16 protein-coding genes, 1 tRNA gene and 1 other RNA gene are annotated in these 22,641 nt (G+C 68.6%); 11 read left to right on the forward strand and 7 right to left on the reverse strand.

The window, feature by feature from the left end; translation table 11 throughout:
• Positions 1–209 precede the first annotated feature (209 nt).
• Together ACGF3H_RS10935 and ffs are read right to left on the reverse strand one after the other, a co-directional pair.
• Positions 210–2,543 (reverse strand): DNA polymerase III subunit gamma and tau, encoded by a 2,334-nt coding sequence (locus ACGF3H_RS10935; protein ID WP_362485959.1) that lies wholly within the window; start codon positions 2,541–2,543, stop codon positions 210–212.
• A 45-nt stretch (positions 2,544–2,588) separates the two neighbouring features.
• Positions 2,589–2,685: signal recognition particle sRNA small type (ffs, locus tag ACGF3H_RS10940), an RNA gene on the reverse strand.
• Between the two features lie 73 nt (positions 2,686–2,758).
• On the opposite strand from ffs, the gene ACGF3H_RS10945 reads away from it, so the two are divergent.
• From ACGF3H_RS10945 to ACGF3H_RS10955, 3 genes are all read left to right on the forward strand, one after another.
• Positions 2,759–2,843: transfer RNA gene (locus ACGF3H_RS10945), tRNA-Ser, on the forward strand.
• Between the two features lie 253 nt (positions 2,844–3,096).
• Entirely contained in the window at positions 3,097–5,190 is a 2,094-nt protein-coding gene (locus ACGF3H_RS10950; RefSeq protein ID WP_365979594.1) for a site-specific DNA-methyltransferase, read from the forward strand.
• A complete protein-coding gene (locus ACGF3H_RS10955; RefSeq protein ID WP_365979593.1) occupies positions 5,190–7,805 on the forward strand; it encodes a DEAD/DEAH box helicase family protein in 2,616 nt (871 codons plus the stop codon). Before ACGF3H_RS10950 ends, ACGF3H_RS10955 begins: the two co-directional genes overlap by 1 nt.
• A gap of 103 nt (positions 7,806–7,908) precedes the next feature.
• Here the strand turns inward: ACGF3H_RS10955 and ACGF3H_RS10960 are convergent, their stop codons facing one another.
• The 3 genes from ACGF3H_RS10960 to ACGF3H_RS10970 all read right to left on the reverse strand — a co-directional run bounded on the left by ACGF3H_RS10960 (position 7,909) and on the right by ACGF3H_RS10970 (position 10,632).
• Complete coding sequence (locus ACGF3H_RS10960; protein ID WP_365979592.1) at positions 7,909–9,675, reverse strand: tyrosine-type recombinase/integrase; 1,767 nt, start codon at positions 9,673–9,675, stop codon at positions 7,909–7,911.
• A 10-nt stretch (positions 9,676–9,685) separates the two neighbouring features.
• Positions 9,686–9,985: a helix-turn-helix domain-containing protein gene (locus tag ACGF3H_RS10965; protein ID WP_365979591.1), complete on the reverse strand. Its 300-nt coding sequence runs from the start codon at positions 9,983–9,985 to the stop codon at positions 9,686–9,688.
• A 122-nt stretch (positions 9,986–10,107) separates the two neighbouring features.
• Positions 10,108–10,632, reverse strand: a complete 525-nt coding sequence (locus ACGF3H_RS10970) for a helix-turn-helix transcriptional regulator (RefSeq protein ID WP_365979590.1) — start codon at positions 10,630–10,632, stop codon at positions 10,108–10,110.
• A gap of 327 nt (positions 10,633–10,959) precedes the next feature.
• Between ACGF3H_RS10970 and ACGF3H_RS10975 the strand changes: the two genes are divergently transcribed.
• The 5 genes from ACGF3H_RS10975 (at position 10,960) to ACGF3H_RS10995 (ending at position 16,767) form a co-directional block, all read left to right on the forward strand.
• Complete coding sequence (locus tag ACGF3H_RS10975) at positions 10,960–12,495, forward strand: DnaB-like helicase N-terminal domain-containing protein (protein ID WP_365979589.1); 1,536 nt, start codon at positions 10,960–10,962, stop codon at positions 12,493–12,495.
• Positions 12,496–12,877: 382 nt separating this feature from the next.
• The gene (locus tag ACGF3H_RS10980; protein WP_365979588.1) at positions 12,878–13,831 is read left to right on the forward strand and encodes a DUF2637 domain-containing protein; all 954 of its coding nucleotides are present in this window, start codon (positions 12,878–12,880) and stop codon (positions 13,829–13,831) included.
• A gap of 400 nt (positions 13,832–14,231) precedes the next feature.
• Entirely contained in the window at positions 14,232–14,573 is a 342-nt protein-coding gene (locus ACGF3H_RS10985; RefSeq protein WP_365979587.1) for a plasmid mobilization relaxosome protein MobC, read from the forward strand.
• Positions 14,570–16,288 carry a relaxase/mobilization nuclease domain-containing protein gene (locus ACGF3H_RS10990; RefSeq protein ID WP_365979586.1) on the forward strand — a complete coding sequence of 573 codons (1,719 nt, stop codon included), beginning with the start codon at positions 14,570–14,572 and terminating at the stop codon, positions 16,286–16,288. The genes ACGF3H_RS10985 and ACGF3H_RS10990 overlap by 4 nt, the downstream gene beginning before the upstream one ends.
• 113 nt (positions 16,289–16,401) lie before the next feature.
• On the forward strand, positions 16,402–16,767 hold the full coding sequence (locus ACGF3H_RS10995) for a hypothetical protein (RefSeq protein ID WP_365979585.1): 366 nt from the start codon (positions 16,402–16,404) through the stop codon (positions 16,765–16,767).
• A 293-nt stretch (positions 16,768–17,060) separates the two neighbouring features.
• Here ACGF3H_RS10995 and ACGF3H_RS11000 read toward each other — a convergent pair whose 3' ends face one another.
• Positions 17,061–17,819: a DUF317 domain-containing protein gene (locus ACGF3H_RS11000; protein WP_365979584.1), complete on the reverse strand. Its 759-nt coding sequence runs from the start codon at positions 17,817–17,819 to the stop codon at positions 17,061–17,063.
• Between the two features lie 245 nt (positions 17,820–18,064).
• Between ACGF3H_RS11000 and ACGF3H_RS11005 the strand changes: the two genes are divergently transcribed.
• Complete coding sequence (locus ACGF3H_RS11005; RefSeq protein WP_365979583.1) at positions 18,065–18,967, forward strand: aminoglycoside phosphotransferase family protein; 903 nt, start codon at positions 18,065–18,067, stop codon at positions 18,965–18,967.
• On the opposite strand, the gene ACGF3H_RS11010 is transcribed toward ACGF3H_RS11005, so the two are convergent.
• Positions 18,964–20,310 (reverse strand): hypothetical protein, encoded by a 1,347-nt coding sequence (locus ACGF3H_RS11010; protein WP_365979582.1) that lies wholly within the window; start codon positions 20,308–20,310, stop codon positions 18,964–18,966. The genes ACGF3H_RS11005 and ACGF3H_RS11010 overlap by 4 nt on opposite strands.
• 331 nt (positions 20,311–20,641) lie before the next feature.
• Here ACGF3H_RS11010 and ACGF3H_RS11015 point away from each other — a divergent pair, with 331 nt between their 5' ends.
• Complete coding sequence (locus ACGF3H_RS11015; RefSeq protein ID WP_062780362.1) at positions 20,642–21,319, forward strand: class I SAM-dependent methyltransferase; 678 nt, start codon at positions 20,642–20,644, stop codon at positions 21,317–21,319.
• Positions 21,316–22,632, forward strand: coding sequence for a N,N-dimethylformamidase beta subunit family domain-containing protein (locus tag ACGF3H_RS11020; RefSeq protein WP_365979581.1), 1,317 nt, complete (start codon positions 21,316–21,318; stop codon positions 22,630–22,632). Before ACGF3H_RS11015 ends, ACGF3H_RS11020 begins: the two co-directional genes overlap by 4 nt.
• The last annotated feature ends 9 nt before the right edge of the window (positions 22,633–22,641 follow it).

Consider the following 22,641-nt stretch of genomic DNA (forward strand, 5'->3'; position numbering starts at 1 on the left):
GCAGAGGTGGCGGGCAGCGCAACGGCGGCGCGGTGCAGAGGTGGCGGGCAGCGCAACGGCGGCGCGGTGCAGAGGTGGCGGGCAGCGCAACGGCGGCGCGGTGCAGAGGTGGCGGGCAGCGCAACGGCGGTGTGGTGCAGAGGTGGCGGGCAGCGCAACGGCGGTGTGGTGCAGGGGTGGCGGGCGGCGCAAGGGGCGGCGCCCGGCGACTACTCGTGCGCGATCTCCTCCACCACCGTCGCCCCCAGCTCCCGTACGAGCAGGTCCTTGCCGGAGAGGGCCGATTCGTCGAGGTCGGGGTCGTCGTCCTCCGGGATGTCGTCCTCCGGGGAGACCGGGGGCGGCGGCTCGGGGGCCGCGGGCCGGGGATCGGGGGCGGCCGCCGGGGCGGAGGCCGACGCCGCCGGGCCGTGCCCGGGGGACGCCGGGGAGGGACCGGCGCCCTGGGACGGCGGGCCGGGGGGCGCCGGCGCGGCCGGTCGGTGGGCGGGCGCACCGCCTGCCGGTCCCCCGAAACCGCCGCCGTGGCCACCGCCGCCGTAACCGCCGGACGGGCCGGCGGGCGGGGGTGCCGAACCGCCGGAGGGGTCGACGACCGCGTCGACCTTCCACTGCACGTTGAACTGCTCCGCGAGGGCCTGCCGCAGCACGTCCTCGCTGCCGCTGCTCAGGAAGTTGTCGCGGGCTCCGGCGTTGACGAAACCGATCTGGAGGGTCGTGCCGTCGAAGCCGGTCACCTGGGCGTTCTGGCTGAGCAGGATCCAGGTGAACCGGCGACGGTTCTTGACCGCCTCCAGGATGTTGGGCCAGAGCGAGCGCGGGTCGGGCCCGCCGCTCGGGGCCGGCGCCGGGGCAGCGGGCGGCACGGCGGCGGCATGCGCGGGTGCCGGGGCGGAAGCGGGCGGAGCCTGGGCCGGGGCGGCCGGCGCCGGGGGCTGTCCGCCGCCCGCCGGGGCGGCCGTGGGCCATCCGCCGGGCCGGCGCCCACCACCCGCGGGAGCCGCGGTGGGCCAGGCGCCGGGCGCGGGCGCCGAGACCGGGGCCGGGGCGGGCGCGGCCGGCGCCGGGGGCTGTCCGGGCTGCCCCCCACCGCCGGCCGCGGCACCGGGGCCGGGAGCGGAAGCAGGCGTAGGCGCAGGTGTGGGAGCAGGCGCAGGCGCAGGCGTGGGAGCGGGGCCGGAAACGGGCACCGAGGGTGCACCTTCCCCAGGCGCGGCGCCGCCACCGGCGCCCGGCCCCCGTACCGCCGCCCGGGCCGCGGCCGGGCCGCCGCCGGGCGGAACCGGTGCGGCGGCCGCGGGGCTCACGGCACCCGCGGCACCGGCATGCGCCTCGGGCCCGGGCACGTACCCCATGGCGGGCGCCCCGGCACCCGCCGAGAACTGCGCCCCGCGCTCGATCCGGTCCAGCCGGGCCATCACCGAGCGCTCGTCGCCGTACGCGGCGGGCAGCAGCACGCGCGCGCAGATCAACTCCAGCTGGAGCCGCGGCGAGTGGGCGCCGCGCATCTCGGTGAGGCCCTCGTTGACGAGGTCGGCGGCGCGGCTCAGCTCGGCCGCGCCGAAGGACCGCGCCTGGGCCTGCATCCGCTCGATGACGTCGGACGGGGCGTCGATGAGCCCCTTCTCCGCCGCGTCGGGCACGGCGGCGAGGATGACGAGGTCGCGGAGCCGCTCCAGCAGGTCGGTGACGAAGCGCCGCGGGTCGTTGCCGCCCTCGATCACCCGGTCCACGACCTCGAAGGCGGCCGAGCCCTCTCCCGTGGCGAACGCCTCGACGACGGAGTCGAGCAGCGAGCCGTCCGTGTAGCCGAGAAGGGCGGTCGTCATGTCGTACGTCACACCGTCGGGCCCGGCGCCCGCGAGCAGCTGGTCCATGACGGACATGGAGTCACGCACGGAGCCGGCACCCGCCCGCACCACCAGCGGCAGCACGCCGTCCTCGACGGGGATGTCCTCCCTGCCGCACACCTCGGCGAGATAGTCGCGCAGGGTGCCGGGCGGCACGAGGCGGAAGGGATAGTGGTGGGTCCGCGACCGGATGGTCCCGATGACCTTCTCTGGCTCGGTGGTCGCGAAGATGAACTTCAGGTGCTCCGGGGGCTCCTCGACGACCTTCAGCAGGGCGTTGAAGCCCTGCGGGGAGACCATGTGGGCCTCGTCGATGATGTAGATCTTGTACCGGCTGTGGGCAGGCCCGAAGAACGCCTTCTCCCGCAGGTCACGGGCGTCGTCCACACCACCGTGCGAGGCGGCGTCGATCTCGATGACGTCGATCGAACCCGGCCCGTTCCTCGCCAGGTCGCGGCAGGACTGGCACTCGCCGCACGGCGTCGGCGTGGGGCCCTGCTCGCAGTTCAGGCAGCGGGCCAGGATGCGGGCGCTGGTCGTCTTGCCACAGCCGCGCGGACCGCTGAACAGGTACGCGTGGTTGACCCGGTTGTTCCGCAGCGCCTGCTGCAGCGGGTCGGTGACATGCCCCTGCCCGATGACCTCGGCAAAGGACTCCGGGCGGTAACGGCGGTAGAGCGCGAGAGACGACACGCATACGAGGTTATAGGCGCCCACCGACAACCGGACCGCCCGCAAAAGAGACGCCCCCCACGCACCCGCCAGAGCCGACCTACCCTTGCTGCCTTCCGGCCCTGGGGGAGTTCAGTCAGATAGCGCCGCGTGAGGGGCTGTGCCACAGGTTACCTGATCCGGGGCCCCGAGAACGAGTTCGCGAGCACTCTCCGACGTCATGTAATGTTTGCCGCGGAGGATTCGCCTAGAGGCCTAGGGCGCACGCTTGGAAAGCGTGTTGGGGGCAACCCCTCACGAGTTCGAATCTCGTATCCTCCGCACCCGCCCAGCAGGGCAAACGAAGGCCCCGACCGCTCAGCGGCCGGGGCCTTCGTCGTTCCGTGGTTGCAGTTTTGGTTGCAGTTGCCCCGCCATCGGCGGGCAGCCGGCTTGGCGTTTCACCATGGCTATCCGGGAGGAGCGCCTGCAAGGCAGGCACGTAGTGCCTGGTCAGTGTCGTGGTTCGCCGTCGCTTTCGTCGGGACTCCGACAAGATGGACAACGTCATCTCCACAGCGCAAGGGATCGCCGCATGGCCTCGAACTCGACGCCCCGACACCAGGGCCGTCTCGAACTGACCTGGACCGACAAGGACAAGACGCTCCTGTCGACCGGGGACGGAAAGTACGACTACACCTTCGTCGACCCGACGGACTACCGGGTCTCCGAGGTTCGCCTCCTCCACGAGGCCGGCCGAGTCGAAGCGCCGACACCTGCGAGCCGCCCGGCGGAACTGCCTCAGCCGACCACCGACAACCTCTTGATCACCGGCGACGCGATGCACGCGCTGGACGCGCTGGCCAAGATCCCGGCCTACTCCGAGAAGTACGCCGGGAAGGTCAAGCTGGTCTACATCGACCCGCCTTTCAACACCGGCCAGGCGTTCACGCAGTACGAGGACAACATCACGCACTCGATCTGGCTCACCCTCCTTCGGGACAGGATCCGCCAGATCAGGCCGCTGCTCGCGGACGACGCCTCCGTATGGGTGCACCTCGACCACATGGAGTCGCACCGATGCCGCGTCGTCCTCGACGAGGAGCTCGGGGAGAACAACTTCGTCGCCGAGGTCGCCTGGCAGAAGGCGGACTCGCCCCGGAACGACTCCAAGCTGCTCTCGACCTCCCAGGACACGATCCTGGTATACCGGAAGTCCGAGTCCTGGGTGCCAAACAAGATGCCCAGGCTCGCCGCATCGAACACAAGCCGGTACCAGTCACGGGACGGGGATCCTGTTCCCTGGCGTGACGGGGATGCAACCGCAGGGGGTGCAGCTACGCACCAGCTGATGGTTTACGCCATCCAGCACCCCGTCACAGGGGGCCTGATGTATCCGACAGCAGGCCGCTGCTGGGGCAAGGCGCAGTCGTGGATGCTGGAGCAGATGTCGGAGTATGCGCCCTACGAGCTGCGTGACATCGGCGACGAAGCTGAGCGCGCCCGCATCTGCGGCACGACACCGGAGAAGGTAAAGGCCGGCGTACCGGCGATCATGCTTTCGGTGTCCGTCGAGGAGGCCGCCAAGCACGCCCGCGCGCGCTACGACGCCGGCCACTGGCCGGACATCGTCATGCTCGGGCTCCGGGAACGGATCCAGCGCAAGAAGCACCTGGAGGACAACGGCCGGGTACCTGAGACGCTCTGGCTGGGAAGCGAGGTAGGAGGGAGCCTTCGCGGGAAGATCGAGATCAAGGCTCTCTTCCCCGACGAGCATCCGTTTGCGACGCCGAAACCGGAACGCCTTCTGGCGCGCGTCATCCACATCGCATCGAATCCCGGCGACATCGTCCTGGACTGCTTCGCCGGATCGGGCACCACCGCAGCCGTCGCCCACAAGATGGGGCGTCGCTGGGTCACCAGCGAGCTCCTGCCTGAAACCGTGGCCCGATACACGCTGCCCCGGCTCACCAAGGTCGTCAATGGACAGGACCCCGGCGGCGTCACCACTGTCACCGAGCGGATTTCGGCCGTTGATGACGGTGAGGACGAGGAGCGCGGCCTGCCCAACGGGATGAACCCTGAGGAGGCCCAGGAATTCAACCGGCTCCTCACCAAGGTGACCAAGGCCATCGACACGGGTCTCGACGCCGCCACGATCAAGGCCCTCAAGGCAGCCACCAAGACCAAGGACGCCACGACGGTCAACTGGCACGGAGGTGGCAGCTTCACCCACCTTCAGGTCGGTGAGTCCATGTTCGTGGAGATGGCGGGGATGGTCCTCCTGGCCGACTGGGCCGCACAGGGCGCCCTGGCGGAAGTCATGTGCGCCCAGTTGTCAGTCCCCTACGAGCCGGACGGGATCTTCGCCGGCAAGCAGGGCCGCGTCAGGTACGTCGTCATCGACGGCATGGTCGGCGCGGGAACAGTCGCCTCCATCGTCGACCGCCTCTCTGAGGGCGAGATGGTCGAGGTGTGGGCGACCCAGATCCAGGACGATGCGGCCCAAGCCCTGAAGGAGGCCCGCAGCGGCTCTCGACTCGAACTGATCCCCGATAAGGTCCTCGACAACTACCGTCGCAAGTCAGCACGCAAGTCGCCGTTCGGCGCGGGTCGTTCTGTGCCGTCGCCACGAGATGCGGACGACTCGGCTGAGGCTGCCGCCGGAATCGAAAGGGAGACCGCCTGATGGGCGTGTTGCAGTTCCAGCCTGAGCTCCTGGACCAGGTCGCCCACAGGCTCACCCTGCGTGAACCGAATCGCAAGGCGATCGAGTCGGTGTTGCTCCGCACCTCGGACCACTACGACGTGCAGGAGAAGAGCGAACCGTACGAATGCATCGTGGATTCAGCCACCGGCGTCGGCAAGACCTACGTCATGGCTGGCCTGGTGGAGTATCTGGCAGGGGCCGAGACTCCCGCTCGGAACTTCCTGTTGATGGCACCTGGTAGGACGATCCGAGACAAGTCGGTTCTTAACTTCACTGCCGGCAATCCGAAGTCGCTGCGGCGCATGCTCCGGTCCAACCCGTACGTCATCACGGCCGACAACTTCAACACGCCGGCCACCAGAACCGCGATCGACGACCCGACGATCACAAAGCTCTACATCTTCACCGTTCAGGCGCTGACCTCCGCCACGGGCGAAGGTCGCGCTACGCACGTGCCCCTGGAGAATCTCGGCACGTCCTTCTACGACTATCTCGCGGGGCTCGATGACCTCGTGATCCTGGCGGACGAACATCACTGCTACCGCGGACCGGCGTTCTCCCGGACCATCCGGGACCTGAAGCCCCAGCTCGTGGTCGGCATGACCGCCACACCCGTGAGAGCGGATGAGTCTCTCGTCGCGTTCCGCTACCCGCTGGCGGCCGCTATCGCCGACCGGCTCGTGAAGATCCCGGTGATGGTGGCTCGCCGCGACGACCGCTCTGACATCGAGACGAAGCTTCTCGATGGCGTCAACCTGCTGCGCTACAAGGGGCAGGCAGCCGATGCCTACTGCGACGAGAACGACCTGCCCCGGGTCAACCCGGTCATGTTGGTCATTGCCCAGAGCATTGACGAGGCCGAGGAGTTTCGGAATGTTCTCGACACGGCCTCCTTCGATGGCGGTTCGTGGGTCGGGAAGACGCTGCTGATCCACTCGAAGTTGACGGGAGACGCCAAGGAGAAGGCACTGGCCGACCTCCAGGCCGTCGAGGACCCCGAGTCGTCGATCCGCATCATCATCAGCGTCGGCATGCTCAAGGAAGGCTGGGACGTCAAGAACGTCTACGTGATCGCCTCCATGAGGGCGTCAGTCTCGGAGGTCATGACCGAGCAGACCCTCGGCCGCGGTATGCGTCTTCCGTTCGGCGAGTACACGAACGTCGAGATCCTCGACACGCTCGAGATCCTGGCCCACGAGAAGTACGGCGAGCTGCTCGCAAAGCGGAAGGTCCTCAACGAGGCGTTCATCGACTACGCCACCTACGCCGAAATTCGGCGACTCGCCGACGGCAGCTCTGTGGTCCGCCAGAAGACGGTCGAGAGCGATGCGGACGTCATCGGTCTGCCTGGCGGGGCCACCCCCACAAGACCTGGCGACGGCAACGTACCTGGGAGTAACTCGGCAGGAGCTGGCGCCGGCGACGGATCCGCAAGTACCCCGCCCGGAGCTGACGACGCCGGGCAGGCTACCGAGGAGGCTCCGCCCGCGGGGACCGGCGCGACGCCCCCTTCGCCGGCCACCTTCAGTAGACCTGGTGTTGTGGACGTTGAGACCCGTACGCGTGAGGCAGCAGAAGCCGCGAACAATACGTCCGGAGCCATCCAATACGACCCGCTGCCGGACCGGGACCCCATCTTGATCCCCCGGTTGATCTCAGTGCCGCAGTTCGTCGCGGTCAGCCTGAATGACATCACCGACTACGGACCGTTCGAGCGGCTCGGCCGCACGCTCACTGCGGATTACTCTGATGAGCTGAAGCGAACCAAGCTCGTTGCCAGTCATGACGGCCGCAAAGTCATAGTGGGCACCGAGACGGCCGCTGACACGGTGGTCTCCGCGCTACCGCTCGACATCCCCCTCTCGGTGACGAAGAACGCCTTGGTTCAGCGGGTCATGTCCGTCAAGGGGGTTCCGAACCGGCAGCTGGAGGTTGGCGCCGCTCAGCGCATCGTTGATCACCTCATCGAGGCCATGGGCGACAAGGCGACCGAGCACCTTGCGGCCTTCGTCGACCGCTGCGGTCAGCGTCTCGCTACCGAGGTCGCCAGAACTCTCCGAGCTACGACTCAGGCCCAGGTCTCCTACACCGATGACGTGGAGATCCTCGCGCTGAGCAAGACCCGCGTGGCACGCAAGCGCCAGGTGGCCGGCCATGCTGACGGTGCGTTCAGCAAGACGATGGCGTTCAACGGCTGGACCAAGAACCTCTACAGCCACGCCTGGTTCGACACCGAGCCGGAGTTCAAGGCAGCCAACGCCATCGACAGCGGGAAGAACGTAGCCGTGTGGGCACGGCTGCACATCAACGACGTGCCCATCACCTGGACGTCGGAGGGAAGGAATTACAACCCCGACTTCGTCGTGATCGAAGAAGTGGATGGCCAGCGCGTCGGCTGGCTGGTGGAGACGAAGGCCGACAAGGACATGACCTCCGAGGAGGTAGTCGGCAAACGCCGGGCAGCACGAAGGTGGGCCAACACCGCAAACTCCTCGCCCGATGTCGACATCAACTGGAAGTACTTGCTCGTTGGAGAGCAGGACGTCGAGGACGCACAAGGGTCCTGGGAGTTCCTGAAGGGCTTCGGCCAGTAGTAGGTCGACCCAACTGACTGAAGCACACTGACCGGGTCAGCCCTCAGCGAAGCTCCTCAGCTGCCTGGGGATCCCCATGGATTTGGGGATCCCCAGGCAGCCTTCAGCCAGCTAGATCGCCGTACTCTCCTGGATTCTTCGCACGGTCCACAGCCTGTGCACAAGCCTCTGCAAATGCGGCGGCCACGGCCTTCTGGTCCGTGCCACGGACCTGGGCCTCGACCTCCTGGCCTGGACGGCGAGTGGTGTGCCAGCGCACCGGGAGGTCGGTGTAGAGGTCGGTCTCGAATTCCCAGGCCGTGACGGACCACTGGTCATCGCGGCCGATGTTGAGCCGCTCGCCGCCGGGCAGGAACACGGCTTGGGCGTGATGGACGATCCGACGGTCGGGCATGCGGTCGCGGATGGCCCGTATGCCGCCCTGGCCCTTGTCCTCCCACTTCTCCCGGTCCCATTCCTCGTTCTCCGCCGGATGGCCGGGATGGTCAGCACCCCACTGTGAGGCCACTGCGTCAGCGTGCTCGCGGTGCAGGAACGGGATGCGGCGCTCGCCAAGGAGAGCCACATACACCCTGGGCTCCGCCGGAACGGAGGTTTCCCTCGGGCCAGGCACTGGGCCTCCAGGCGCCGGTTCGAGCACGTGTGGCTTCGGACCCCACAGCAGGCCGCCAATCTTCGCGGCCGTCTGCTGGAGCACCTGGCCGGTGAGGTGCTGATAGCGCCGGCGCATCCGGGCGGACTTGCCGGGTTCCCATCCCATGATGCGGTCGACGACCGCTTCGGGGACGCCGAGGATCAGCAGCACAGTGGCGGCAGTGTGGCGGGCGTCGTGGAGACGGCCGTCACGTACGCCGGCGACCTTCAGCAGGTCCTTCCACCGGTGGTAGTCGGTGTTGGGGTTGAGCGGCTCGCCCGTCGGCGAGGTGAACACGTACCCCTTCTCCACCCACAGGTCGCGGGCCACGGCCCGCTCGCGGTCCTGCTTCTCCTTGTGCTGTCGCAGGAGCCCCAGCAGCTCGTCCGGCACACCGATCGGGCGCTTGCCCGCGCGGGTCTTGGTGTCCTTCGTCTCGCGCCGCACATTGATCTTCTGTGGGCAGTAGCCGGGCTTGCGCCCGCATTTGTCGCCGCATCCGTGCTGGTAGCGTGGCCGCAGGCGGCCCCGGCGTACGAGGATCACACCCGCCTCGAAGTCAACGTCCTCCCACTGCAGGCCCAGGGCCTCGCCCTGGCGCAGGCCGAGCGCGAGCGCGATCACCCAGCGGGCGGTGTTGCGCACTTTGGTGGCCTCGGCGAGGAGACGCTGGACCTCTTCGAGCGTGTACGGCTCGACCTCCTCCTCTTCGACCTTGGGTGCCTTGGCGACGGACGCCGGGTTGATAGTGAGGTGGCGACGGCGTACGGCCTCGTTGAGCGCCGTTTTGACCGTGCGATGCACCTGGTGGGCGGTGCCGGCGGCGCTACCGTTCGTCTGCATCTTGCGGTACAGGCGCTCCAGGTGCTCCGGCTCCAGCTTCTCCAGGCGGTGGGCGCCCAGCCCGGGGATGAGGTGGTGGTAGACCGCCACGCGGTAGCCGTCGATGGTGTTCTCACCGACGTTGGGTGCGGCGATGTTCTCCACCCAGTGGGTCAGCCAGGTCTCGACCGTCCAGGTCTGACCGGCCTTGCGGACGCCAGTGGAGTCGCGCTGCTTCTCCAGGTCGCGTACGGCCTTGGTGACCGCGGTGCGCGTCTTGCGGCCGACGTGACGACGATCCGGGCTGCCGTCGTCCTTGACGCCGACGGTGACGTAGCCGTGCCAGCGGCCGTCCTTGCCGAGGAAGATGGTGGAGGCACCATTGGGCTGGCGGGACTTCGAGGACTTGGTCATTCCGCCCCCTTCAGGCCGCGGTCGTGTAGTCCGCCGAGTCGGGGCGCCTGGCTAGGAAGTCGTTCAGCGCCTCGGCGGGTATGCGGCGCAGCCGGCCGATCTTCACGGAGGAGATCTCGCCGGAGGAGACGTACTCGTACAGCTTGGTGCGGCCGATGCCGATCCGCCGTGCGGCTTCGGTGACGGTGAGGCCGACGAGAGTGGCATCGCCGTGGGAGGCGTCGCGCTGGTTCATCAGAGCGCGCAGCTCAGTCTCGGCGACGCCGAGGAGCTGGGCGATCTGAGTGATGGGCAGGGCGTTTTCGGGCAAGGAGAAGTCCGTTTCCTGGCAGGTGATGGGGCGGCAACCCCGGCCTGGCCGGTTGATCTCGGGATGTGTGCGGTGGGTTCCGTGCCTGGGGGTTTGCGGGCCCAGGTCAGGTGGCGGAGGCGCTACGCGTTGGGAGCGGAGTCCGCCTGCTCAGAGTCGGATTGCGTGCCGGGCGCGGGCCCGTAGATCTCCGCGTTCATCTTCATGACGCTTTCGGCGATGGCGTTGGAGACCATCACGTCCGCCTCTTCGCGGATGTCGGGGTGTTCAGCGATGTAGGCGTCGAAGTCGTCACGAGCGCGGGTGAACATGTGCTGGGCGCGCTGGGTCTCCTGGTGGGCGGCGACGACCTTGTCGATGAGTTCCATGGCGCGGCCCTTCGCAGCGAGCTGCGGAGGGCCAGCAAGGTTTCGGAGGTCGACGCCGAAGATCTCGGCGAAGCCGATCGCCTCATCGAGATTGATGCGTCGCTTGCGGTTCTCGATCCGCCAGACCGCGGACGGGTTCATTTCGAAGCCGGCCTCGTTCAGGCGGTCGGACAGGGCGGTCGTGCTCCAGCCGCGCCGCTCGCGTTCGAGCTTGATCCGTACAGCGGCGTTCTCCTCGCCGCTGAGCAAGATCCCCTGAGGGGTCTCGTCGTCCGCCATACACCCTCCTTCCTGTCGCAGGACACCCCTGTAATACGCAGGGAACACAACTGTACCACGAGCTCTGCCTTTTGCAGGGATCCAATGCGTTAGGCATAGCTAGTGATCATCGACACTCTCTGCATCAGGCATAGAAGCATTGCATTTCGCAGATCGTGTGGCATCCTGGTAGTCCTGCCCAGACACCGACCGGAGACCCGACGCGCAAAAACCCCTCGGCGCGACACCGAGGGGTTCAAAGCGCAAACCTCTGCAACCGCCATCCCTAGCGATCAACCTGCCTGGCCGGGATTGCCGTCCCATATGGCCCCGCAGGAGAGGAGCTTCATGCCCCAGGGTACGCCCCTGACCCCGCAGCCGCCATCCCCCGCAGTCTCGGCCGACGCCGAGCCGTCAACGGACATGCTCCACGCACCGTTCAACATCGACGCCGAGCGTGCGATCCTGGGCGCCTGTATGCACCGCGCCGACGTGATCGACACTGTCCGGCCCATACTCGGCGACGCCGCCTTCTACCGGCCCTCGCACGAGACCATCTGGCGTGCACTGCTTGCCCAGCACCGCGAGGACAAGCCGACCGACCCAATCGCCCTCACCGAACTCCTCCAACGGCAGGGTGATCTGCAGCGAGTCGGCGGCAACACCTACGTGTTCCAGCTCGCCGACCTGCACTACGGCACCGGCGGCGCAGAGCATCACGCGGAGATCATCCGCGAGAAGGCCAACCTGCGCCGGCTGCTCGCCTCCGCCATACGCACTGCCCAACGCGCCCAGGAGCCGGGCGCCGATCCCGAGGCGATACGCAGCGAGGTCGAGGCGGAGATGCGGGCCGAGCGTGAGCGGGCGCTGGCCTCGGGCCAGGGGCGCCTGAACCGCTTCGCCAGGGACGGGTGGTCCTTCGTCAAGGAGACCGGCGCGGACGCCGAGCCCCTGTGGGGCACGCGTGAGAAGACGGTCTGGGCGCCTGGCGAGAGCCTGATGATCGTCGGCGCACCCGGGGTCGGCAAGACCACCCTGGCCCACCAGGTGATCTTCGCCCGCCTCGGCCTGTCGGAGACGGTCCTGGAGATGCCGGTCGCGCCCAGCAGGCGGGTGCTCTATCTGGCCATGGACCGGCCCAAGCAGATCGCCAAGGCCATGAACCGCCGCGTCTTCGACACCGACGAAGCGATCCTGCGCGAGCGACTCGTCGTCTGGGAGGGGCCACTGCCCGCCACCCTCGACAAGGAACCCGACCTCCTCGCCGACCTCGCCGCCGCGCACCAGGCCGACACGATCGTGGTCGACAGCCTCAAGGACGCCGTCAGCACGATGGTCGACGACAGTCTCGCGGTCGCCTTCCACAACGCCCGCATGCGCGCCCTGCGAGGCGGCGTGGAGATCCTGGAGCTGCACCACCAGCGCAAGGCCACCGCCGACGCCCCGCGCGGCCAGCGCCCCAGCCTGGACCAGGTCTACGGCTCCACCTGGATCACCGCCGGCGCGGGCAGCGTCCTGTTCGTCACCGGCAGGGCAGGCGACCCTGCCGTCACCCTGCACCACCTCAAGACCCCCACCGGTGAGGTTGGCCCGCTGGACGTCACTCACGACCACAAGCGCGGCACCACCACGGTCGACCCGACCAAGGATCCTGCCGTCCTGCTGTGCAACGCCCCAGGCGGCCTGACCGCGCGCGATCTGGCGGCCATCTTGATCGGCGGAGGCGACCCCGAGCGCGCCGACGTCGAGAAGGCACGGCGCCACCTCGCCCGCCTCGTCGACAGCGGCCTGGCCACCAGGGCCGACGGCGCCGCCGGAGGAGCCGGAGGCGGGCAGCAGACCCGCTACTACGCCTCCGCACGCCACCTCACCGCCGTCGGCTGAACCCCCTGCCAGTCGGCGCGAAGCGATCACGCGACCGTACACGCGGCCCTCACGCGAACACCCCGCCGTGAACCGCTCACGGCGTCCACGCTCGCCGCAAAACCGCAGGTCAAACGATCACGCGAGCGTCCACGCCATACACGCGCCCAGGCGATCACGCGCGGGGCCCCCTTTAGAAGGGGGCCCGCGTGAACGCCCCCTCCGTGAACGCCCCTCACCTCAGCACCACAAGCCTCACTTCCCCACCCTGGAGCCCGCCCTTGCACTCCCCTGCCCCGAGCGCGCCGACAGCCATACGCGGCAGCCGCAACATCCGCTCCGGCATTGCTCTGCTCCCGCCCGCCACGGCCACCGTGCGCTCACACCCGCTGGGGGTCATCGCGTGAACCGCCTGGGACGCATCACCCTCGTCGTCGGACTGCTGGCCGTCGTCCTCATGGCCTTCCGGGTCTCGTGGAACGCGCTGTCCGACGTGGCCCGCGCCATCGGCGCCGACTCCACCGCCGCCTTCTTCTACCCGATCGTGGTCGACGGGCTGATGGCCCTCGCGCTGATCGCCACGCTCGTGCTGACCGGTACCGACCGGACGTTCGCGCTTCGGGTCCTGGCGACCTACACGATCGCCAGCCTCCTGCTGAACTACGTACACGGCCTCATCCCCGCCCTGCACACCACGTCGACCCAGTGGGGCCGACTTGCCGACTGGGCCCCGGCGAACTGGGCTCTCGTGCTGCTGGCGACGTCGCTGCCGGTCGGGTCGATCTACTTCGGGTCGGACCTCGTGGCGAAGGTGCTGCACCACAACCCCGAGTCGGCCGACTCCGCCGAGGCAACCTGCGCCGAGTCGGGGAGTCAGCAAGCTGACAGGCAGGCCGCACGGTCGAGGTCTGACCAGGCCGCATCGGCCCCCGAGCATCTGACCGAGTCGACCCCCGTGAAGAGCGCCGAGGCGCCCGTGACGAGGCCGACTGCTACCGACGAGTCGATCCCAGCTCCCCGACCGCCCCGGCCGGCCACCGCGGCGGAGTCGACCGGAGCCGCCCCGCGTCGGGCGACCGGTCGGGTCCCCGCCACCGCCAAATCGACCGCCGACCGCACCCGCACCAACGCCGAAGTCCTCGACGAGGCCCGGCGCCTGACCGCCGACTGGAGCGACGACCGGCTGAGCGCCGAGCGTCTGCGCAGCGCACTACGGATCGGCCAGAAGCGCGCCCGCGCCCTGCGCGACCAGCTGCAGGCCGAGCGCACTGGCCAGGCCGAACCTCTCGACGGACTCGAAGAAGCCCCCTCGCAGCGGCAGAGGGAGCTCGACACAGCCCCTGCTGGCACCGGCTGACCCCCACAAAACGCACCGATCGCCTCACCCCTCCGGCCCCCCTGCCCCGCGCAGAACAGCACGGGCACGAGGCCGCGCACAGCGAGGCACCGACACCAACACCCCAACGGAGAACTGATCCATGCACGACCCGCACCACGAAACCCCCACCGCCCAGCAGGCGACAACCACCACCCCAGCCCCAAACGGCACAGCAAGTTGTCCCGGGAGCAATGCTCCCGGAGTTCCCGCCCCGGGGGTGGCGGGAGCGTCCCAGCGCCAGAAGGCGCCGGGTCTGCACGCAGCGGCCGAGGGCGGACCGCAGCCTGGAGGGGGACGGCCGGCCGAGTCCCTCTCGCGCAAGCGTCAGCGCGCTCGACAACTGAAGCCCCACAAGCGCCTGCACCAGCCCAGCTGCCGTATGAACGACGCGGAGTTCGCGCGCTTCACCAAGGCGGCCGACCAGTGCGCCATGAGCAACGCCGCCTTCCTCGCCTACGCCGTGGACAAGGCAGCCCGCGATCTGACCCGTACCGCCGCCGAAATCGCCACCGAACGCGAAGTCATAGACGAGATCTTCGCCGCCCGCCGGCATCTGGGCCGCATCCACGGTCTGTTCAACCAGGTCGCCAAAGCCCTCAACTCCGGCGCCGACGCACCTCACCTCGACGCCACCGCTCAGGCCGTCCTGGGCGCGGCCCGTCGCATGGAGGACGCCGCCGATGCCCTGATCGCCCACCGGGACGGTGGTGCCTCGGCGTGATCCCCCGCATCCACAAGCGCGGCAGCGAGACGATCGGGCTGGTCCGCTACCTGTACGGCCCCGGCACCCACGAGGAACACGTCGACCCTCACCTGGTTGCCGCTTTCGACCCGCTCACCCCCGACCCCGGCCGCGATCCCAGCGCCACCTACAAGCAGTTGCAGGGCCTGCTCAACCAGCCAGTGAACGCGCTGCGCGTCGGCCGGCGCCCCAAGAAGCACGTGTGGCATCTGTCCGTACGCGCCAGCCCCGAAGACCCGATCCTGTCCGACGACGACTGGGCCGCGATCGCCCGTCGCATGGTCGCCGCCACCGGCATCGCCCCTGATGGAGACGACGCCGCCTGCCGGTGGGCGGCCGTCCGGCACGCCGACGACCACATCCACATCGTCGCCACCCTGGTCCGCGACGACGGCCGACGGCCACGGCTGCACAACGAGGCCCGCCGCGCCCAGGCCGAGGCCCGCGCCATCGAGGCCGACTACGGCCTGCGCCGGGTAACCCCGGGCGATGGCACCGCCGCCAAGCGCCCCACCAGCGCCGAACGCCACAAAGCCGACCGCCGGGGCCAGCAGCGCACCTCGCGGGAGGAGCTCCGCGAGACGATCCGCCGCTCGGTGGCCGGCGCGGTGAGCGAGGAGGAGTTCTTCGACCGCCTCGCCTCCGCCGGCCTGCTCATCCGGCGCCGCATCGCGCCATCGGGCGACACCCTCGGCTACACGGTTGCCCTCCCCGGCGACCGCAATGTCAAGGGCGAGCCCGTCTTCTACTCCGGCTCCAAGCTCGCCCCGGACCTCTCCCTGCCCCGTATCCGCGAACGCTGGACCACTCCCTCGGAGGACGCCGCCCAGCAGCCGGCCCTGCCGCCAGTAACCGGGCCCGCGTCCGCACGCCGACGCGTCACCAGCGCCGCGTGGCAGGCACTGCTCGTCATCGATCAGGGCGACGACAGCATGGTCGCCGCGCAGATCGCCGCCACCGGGGAAGTCCTCGACGCCCTCGCCCAGACCTCCGCCGCCCACACCCGCCACGAACTACAGGTCGCCGCCACCGCGTTCGAACGCGCCTCCCGCTCCCACGTCCGCGCCGCACGCGGTCACGACCGCGCCCTTCGCCAGGCCGCCCGCGACCTCGTCCACAGTGGCTCGGCCCTCGGCCGCGGAGAGGACGGCGCCACGACGGCCATGGCGCTCGACATGCTGATCTTCCTCGCCGTCGCCGCCGCGAACTGGCACGCCAAGAAGCAGCATGCCCAGCAGGCCGAGGCCGCCCACCAGGCCGCCGCACACCTCCGCGCCGCCTACAAAGCCGCCGCCGGGCACCCCATGGCGTTGCTCCGCCAGCGGGGAATCCGCTTGGCCCCAGCCTTGCAACGCCGCCATACCGCCGCCGTACGCAAAGCCCTGCCCGAACTTGTCGACCGCATCCTCGCCGAACCCGGCTGGCCCGCCCTCGCAGCCACCCTCAACGAAGCCCAGGCCGCCGGCCACAATCCCACCACCCTGCTCACCCAGGCAGCCGCCCGACGGGAACTGGACACGGCGGAAGGCATGAGCGACGTGCTCGTGTGGCGGCTACGGCGAATGGTCGACCTCCCCGCTGATCCCCAGAACACCCAAGGCCGGCGAGCCAGCGGGAACCGCTCTGCCTCGTCACCGGAACGGAAAGCGCAAATCGGGACCAGGCCCTCGAACAGCTCCCCTCGGCGACGCTGAACCGCAGGACCGCGCCGACGAAAGTAGCCGACGATCCCCGGTTAGCCCAACCGGGGATTCTCCAGACCATGGGTACATCGACACCCACCACCGCCCCACCAAGGAGAACCCTTTTGCCCGCATCCACCCCTCGCCCCCACGTCATGGCCCTTCTCTTCGACTCGGACTTCAACCGACCCTCGGGTACCTGCACCTTCCGCCACCTCGACGGACGCCCCTTCACCGACGAGGAACAGGCCCTCGCCGATGACGCCACCCTCGAAGAATTCCAGGCCGCCGGCATCCACGTCCACAACCCCGAGGCCGGAGCCGAAGCTCAGGTCGCCGCGTACCAAATGGCCGAGCTCCTGTTCAAGTACGCCGTCCCGCACCGTGAAGCCCTCATCCCCTTCATGACCCACGAGGACATGCTCGAGTACGGCCGGTTGGAGACCCTCATCACGGAGGGCGCCCACCTCCTCGGCCCGCACAAGGACTGAGCACACAGGCACGGCCCCGTCAGGAACCGGCGGGCCGATGCTCGGAAGTGCGGCCCCGCTCAAGCCATACCGCGAGACCACCTGTCCCAGCCAGCACCACCGCCGACCGCCGTGAGCTGGTCCGCCGAGCTGTTCGCCGCCACCGACACCTCGGGCGGGGACGGCTACAACCTCAAAACGCTCAACCGGTTTCCGGGTGGCGGCGCGACCGGCCGTGGACGCATGTGACAAGCCCGGCCCGCCTCATTCGAGGTGGGCCGGGCTTGTCGCGTCGGCAAGAGAACAGCCCGTCGTCAGCTGGCTGGAGCCCGCAGCAGCCGTTCCTGAGTGCTTTCGGGCAGCACCCGGCGCAGGACAGGTGCCGTAGAGCTCAAGGAACCGGCGAACGCGGCGACGAGGTCCTGCGGAACGCTGGCGCCGAACGAAGCGGCCCACAGATAGCCTGCGCCAGGCATCGGCTCAGCCCACGCCTGCCATCCGACCCGGACCGGCTCATCATGCTCGGCCACCAGGGCGAGCGGGTCGGCATCCTGAATGAGGGGCGGCACCTCGCCGAGGTGGACCTGGGAGGCGAAGGTCGGGTCCACCGCGCCTGCACGGGGCGCGTCGATGTCGCTCAGCCAGCCGTGCGCCGTAACGGCGTCGAGGACCAGCTCGGGGCCGCCGAGTGAAACGGCGGGCTTGTCGCGGGCGTCGAGTGCGCAGAGGAAGTCGGCGAGGACCTCTCCGGGGACGTCGGGGGTGAAGTAGGCAGACCACTGGGCTAGCGGGCTGCTCGTGTCCGTACGAGCGGAGACCTGCCAGGCGATCGGCAGACTCCCCAGGTGAAACGGCTCATCCGGCAGGACCCATTGGGCCCAGCGGAGGGTGTCGGGGCTGATGTGCAGGACGATGCTGCGCAGAACCTGACGTTCCTCCGGCGCCTCGTCCGGTACCCGTCGCCCGCGGACGATCGCCAAGCTGTTCCAGCCCAGCTCGGTGAGTGTGTCGGTGACGGTGTCGTACAGGCGTCCGTCGTCACCGGCCAGGTGGCGAGGGGCGACCCAGTACAACGGATTTTGTGAGTCGGGGCGGTGGGAGTCACTGGAGTGGTGCGGGTACAGGGGCGCCTCCGTGGGTTCGGGCGTGGGTGCTCTGGCAGGCGTTGTACGTTGACATGGCCTGCCACCGGGCACCAGTCCTTTGCGGGGCTTTCCTGTCTGCCCCGGGCGAACTGGAGAAACGCGGGCGCATCTACCCTCGTACGCGGGGGTGGATCATCCTCGCTCTGCCTGCTGCACAGGAAGGGTCAGACGGCATGACGACGAGCGAGCACACCGCGTTCGACTTCGCGGTGGCAGAGAACATTCTGCTTCAGGCTTGCCGGCTGGTGGGGCTGCATCCCGACGAAGTCGAAATGCTGCGGCTCGGTGACCACGCGGTGTTCCGCATCGACGACGGACAGGTCGTCTCTCGCGTCGGCCGCCACGCGGATCGTCTACCGTCCGTGCGCCGAGAGGTCGCTGTTGCGCGATGGCTCGATGCTGAAGGCTACCCGTCGGCACGGCTCGTCACGGAGGCCGAACAGCCTGTCGTCGTCGACGGACATCCCGTGACCTTCTGGGAAGGGCTGGCCGACGGCGAGCAGTACGCCAGCACACATGAGATGGGCGAACTCCTGCGGCGGCTTCACGGACTGGAGGCGCCGTGCTTCTCCCTGCCCGACCTCCGTCCCTTCGACAAGGTCGAGCAACGTCTGGAGCGTGCCGTGATCCGCGCCGAGACCCGCGCGTATCTAGCCGGCCTGGCCGAGGAGCTGGCAGCCCAGTATGAGCAGCTGGAGTTCGCCCTTCCGCCTGGGCATCTGCACGGTGACTTCAACGTCGGCAACGTCCTGCACGACTCCGAAGGGGACCCGAAGGTCATCGACCTGGACGGCTTCGCGACCGGCCCCCGTGAGTGGGACCTCATCCAGACGGCCATGTACTACGACAGCTTCGGCTGGCACACGGAAGCCGAGTATGCCGACTTCGCGGACGGCTACTGCTTCGACGTTAGGCAGTGGTCCGGGTACACCGTCCTCCGGAGCGTTCGCGAACTGCTGATGGTCACCTGGCTCGCGCAGAACTCCGGCACGAACCCGCGCGCCGCCGAAGAAGTGGAGAAGCGTGTCGAGACGCTGAGGTCAGGTGGCTCGCGCCGGGCTTGGGCACCGTTCTAGGCGAGTCCGGCTTGCAGCCAGAGTCGGAAGCGGCCGGCTTGTTCCGCGAAGTCACGGAACTCCGCGGCCCGCCTCATGCCGTCCGTGACACGGCCCTGGAACTCCCGCACGTACTGCAGGCAGCGTGCTGACTTCAGGCCCTCACCAAGGTTCAGCGCGCTCAAGGCGATCTCGAAGCCGCGGCCGATCTCACCCTGGTTGATGTACGCCTCGGCCTGCACCATGGTCGCGAAGAAGTCGCTTCGGTTGTTCATGCCGTCGCCGAAGATGGAGCCTGCGCCCCGCTCCGTGGCTTCGACAGAGCGTCCCAGGTCGCGAAAGCAGTGACCGAACTCGGCCGCTAACTCCACCTCGTCGAAGTACGCGATGTACAGCGGGTCGCTGTCGGCTGTCCTCTGGCAAATCCTGCTTTCCGCCTCCGCCAAGGCCAGGTCACAGCCTCGCTCGTCACCGAGACGGGCCAGAGCCCGCGCCTCCATTGCACGGAACTGGGCCGCCATCGTTGGCCCCAGGCTTGCGGCCGGCCCCATGTACGCGGCTCGGGCAAGAGCCACGGCCTCCTGGTACCGCCCCACGAACGTGGCCTGATGGCTCATCGCGGACAGAACGCTTCCACCCAGGAGCCTGTCACCAGCCGCCCGCGTCATACGCAGAGCCTGTATGAAGTACCGCTGGGCGACGCCATGCAGGCCGCTGTCGTACGACATCCATCCGGCCAGCAAGAGGGCTTCAGCTACAGCCGAGTGCAGTTGCTTGCCCACGGCGTCGGAGTACTTTCCATCGAGCATCGGTCGAACATCGGTGTGCAGGTACTGGATCAGCGCACGCCGGGCGTGACCACCGCCGAACTTCCCGTCCAGCATGCTGAATGCATCTGACGTCGAGCGCACCATTTCCACGTCCACGACGCCGATCGCTCGGTTACCCGTGCGCGCCAGCTCTCTGTCCGGAGGGGCGACGAGCCAGCGCAGGGCAGCGGTGTTCCACGCGGCCGAGTCCGGCTGTGCTCGGACCAACAGATCAGCCTCGGCAAGGTCAGCGCGCCACAAGTCAGTCACGGTCTTGACCGTGGCCTCATGATGGTCCGCGAATTCGAGCCCCAGATCAGGCTGTACAGCAGACACCGCCGCGTCACCCATACCGATGTCGTCAATGGTGATGCGGCATCCCAGCTTGCGCCCGATGGCGTCGCCAATGAGCTGCGGCATGTTCCCGCGCGGTATCGAGCCCTTGAGCCATCGGGTGACGTAGGTGTGATCGCAGGTGATGTCTTCGCCCGAGCGAGCCGCTGCGGCGACGACCGCGCGGGCAAGCGACTTGTGAGAAAAGTCCCCTTCCTGCATGAGTGCGGCCAATCTGGCGTTTCGGTCTGCCATTGGGACCCCCAGAGAACGGCCGTAGTGCCAGCTTGACGCGCTGTCACCCTACGCAGGTCAGGGCCAGGGCGCAGGGGGTTCGCACGTAGGAGTGCACGAGTGCACCCCCAAGTGCACGCTCCCGACGTCGCCCCTCCATGGCGACAGTTGGATCACCGCAGAGCAGGCCGGCTGTCCGAGTCGAACGACGCGGATTGATGTTGCGGCCTCATGAACGGTTTCCGGGAGTCTCGGCCGCGTTGCGCGCCCGAAGCGGCCGACAACGCGGCAGCACCGCGATGTGGAATGAGAGGTCACCGTGCACGGCACGAGAGAGCAGGTTCCCGAAGAACCTGACTGGTCACAGCGGCAGATCGGCTACTACCGGGCAAGGGCCGCCGAATACGACAAGGCCCACAACGAACGCACGCACATGCCCCGGCTCGTGAGAGCCCTCGACGACTTGCCCGTCAGCGGTGACGTCCTGGAGGTGGCCTGCGGTACGGGCCAGTGGACCCAGCTGCTCGTCGACCGCGCACGCAGCCTGACCGCGCTGGACGCCGCTCCGGAGATGCTCCGTATCGCCCGGGACCGCATGCGGGGCACGACGACTCGCTTCATCGAGGCGGACATCTTCACCTGGGAGCCGGACCGCCAGTACGACACGGTCTTCCTCGCCTTCTGGCTCAGCCACGTGCCGCCCGTGGAGATGGAAGCCTTCTGGAACCTGATGCGCTGGGCGCTGAGGCCGGGCGGCTGCATTGTCTTTCTCGACGACTCAACCGCGAAGGCGGAGATCGAAGAATTCGTCGCCGAGACGCGGGTGCCGACCGTGCGACGCAGGCTCGCTGACGGATCTCAGCATCTCGCCGTGAAGGTGCTGTATGACGCCCCCGGCCTCACCTCGCAACTGAATGACCTGGGCTGGGAGGCCCACGTCGAGCCGATCGATGCTTATCACTTCGCCGGCATCGCTCGCCCCCGGGGCAGCGAATGACCAGTATCAACGGCTATGCGGCTCGACCGAGCGTCCGCGCCGGCGAGGTGATCCAGCTGCACATCGCCACATCGGCCCCTCGGTTCCGCGTCGACTTCTATCGCTGGGGCACGACTCCTCAATACGCAGGGCACGCCGTGTGGCCGGGCCGCGCCACCGATCCCGGAACGTTCGACAGGGACTGGCAGTGGCCTGCCTACGACTTCGCTGTACCGCCTGACTGGATGTCGGGCGTCTACATCGCGGTGCTGAGCACGGAATCGAACTCCGGCACACCGACGATGGATTCTCGCGAGGCGCGGATCCTGCTGGTCGTCACCCCCGCCACCCCCTCGGGCCGAAAGGTCCTCTACAAGATCCCGACCTTCACCTACCAGGCGTACAACACCGCAGGTGGCGGCAGTCTGTACAGCGCCTCCAAGGTGACATTGCGTCGCCCGGGAGGCGGGGTGGGAGGCCCGGTCAAGGGACTGCCCGACCCCTACGACTCCGTTTCTCCCCGGCAGACGTTCGCACACTGGGACGCCCCGTTCATCGCGTGGATGGGTGAGAACGGGATAGAAAGCGACTTCTGCACCGACCTGGACCTTCACGAAGGCCGGTACCTGGACGGCGGATACCGCCTTCTGGTCTCCGCCGGGCACGACGAGTACTGGAGTGCCGATGCGCGCCGGCACATCGCCGCCTTCCGGGACGCCGGCGGCAACATCGCCAACTTCGGTGCCAACACGTGTTGGTGGCGGGTCGATGTTGCACCGGACGGCACCGGGCTGAGCTGCGCAAAGTTTCCTCCCGGATCGGCCGCCGGCACGGACCCGGACAGCTCGTACGGCTGCCCGGACCACTGGTGGGAGTCGGAGCCCGAGAACACCCTGCTCGGAGTGAGCTACCGCAACGGCGGTGGCCACTGGGACGGCCCGCGAGCACCACTCGGGTTCACCGTGACCGACGGGAACCACTGGATCTTCTCCGGGACCGGGTTGAAGACCGGCGACGTCCTCGGACGCGAGGCTGCCCTGATCGGCTACGAATGCGACGGCGCAGCGTACGAGCTCGACACAACTGGCCGGCCCCGTCCAACAGGCCAGGACGGAACGCCGAAGGACTTCCAGATCCTCGGCCTCGCGCAGCTGCCCTCCGACTGGAACTTCGCGGCCCGGGAGCCGATGGCCAGCCCCCGCGCGGCCACTCTCGGCCTCTACTCCGCAGCCGGCACCGTCTTCACCGCCGCGACCACCGACTGGGCTCGTCTGCTCGCCACCGACCCCCAGGTCGCCGCCATCACCCGCAACGTCATCACTCGGCTCTCCTGACGAAGGGAT

The organism is Streptomyces sp. NPDC048185 (genome assembly GCF_043202495.1).
Taxonomy (GTDB): Bacteria; Actinomycetota; Actinomycetes; order Streptomycetales; family Streptomycetaceae; genus Streptomyces.

Coding starts and splice junctions, on each gene's coding strand:
- ACGF3H_RS11005 (WP_365979583.1), top strand. CDS start 18,065: ATGACGACGAGCGAGCACACCGCGTTCGACTTCGCGGTGGCAGAGAAC.
- ACGF3H_RS10960 (WP_365979592.1), bottom strand. CDS start 9,675: ATGACCAAGTCCTCGAAGTCCCGCCAGCCCAATGGTGCCTCCACCATC.
- ACGF3H_RS11010 (WP_365979582.1), bottom strand. CDS start 20,310: ATGCAGGAAGGGGACTTTTCTCACAAGTCGCTTGCCCGCGCGGTCGTC.
- ACGF3H_RS10955 (WP_365979593.1), top strand. CDS start 5,190: ATGGGCGTGTTGCAGTTCCAGCCTGAGCTCCTGGACCAGGTCGCCCAC.
- ACGF3H_RS11020 (WP_365979581.1), top strand. CDS start 21,316: ATGACCAGTATCAACGGCTATGCGGCTCGACCGAGCGTCCGCGCCGGC.
- ACGF3H_RS10970 (WP_365979590.1), bottom strand. CDS start 10,632: ATGGCGGACGACGAGACCCCTCAGGGGATCTTGCTCAGCGGCGAGGAG.
- ACGF3H_RS10985 (WP_365979587.1), top strand. CDS start 14,232: ATGAACGACGCGGAGTTCGCGCGCTTCACCAAGGCGGCCGACCAGTGC.
- ACGF3H_RS10975 (WP_365979589.1), top strand. CDS start 10,960: ATGCCCCAGGGTACGCCCCTGACCCCGCAGCCGCCATCCCCCGCAGTC.
- ACGF3H_RS10950 (WP_365979594.1), top strand. CDS start 3,097: ATGGCCTCGAACTCGACGCCCCGACACCAGGGCCGTCTCGAACTGACC.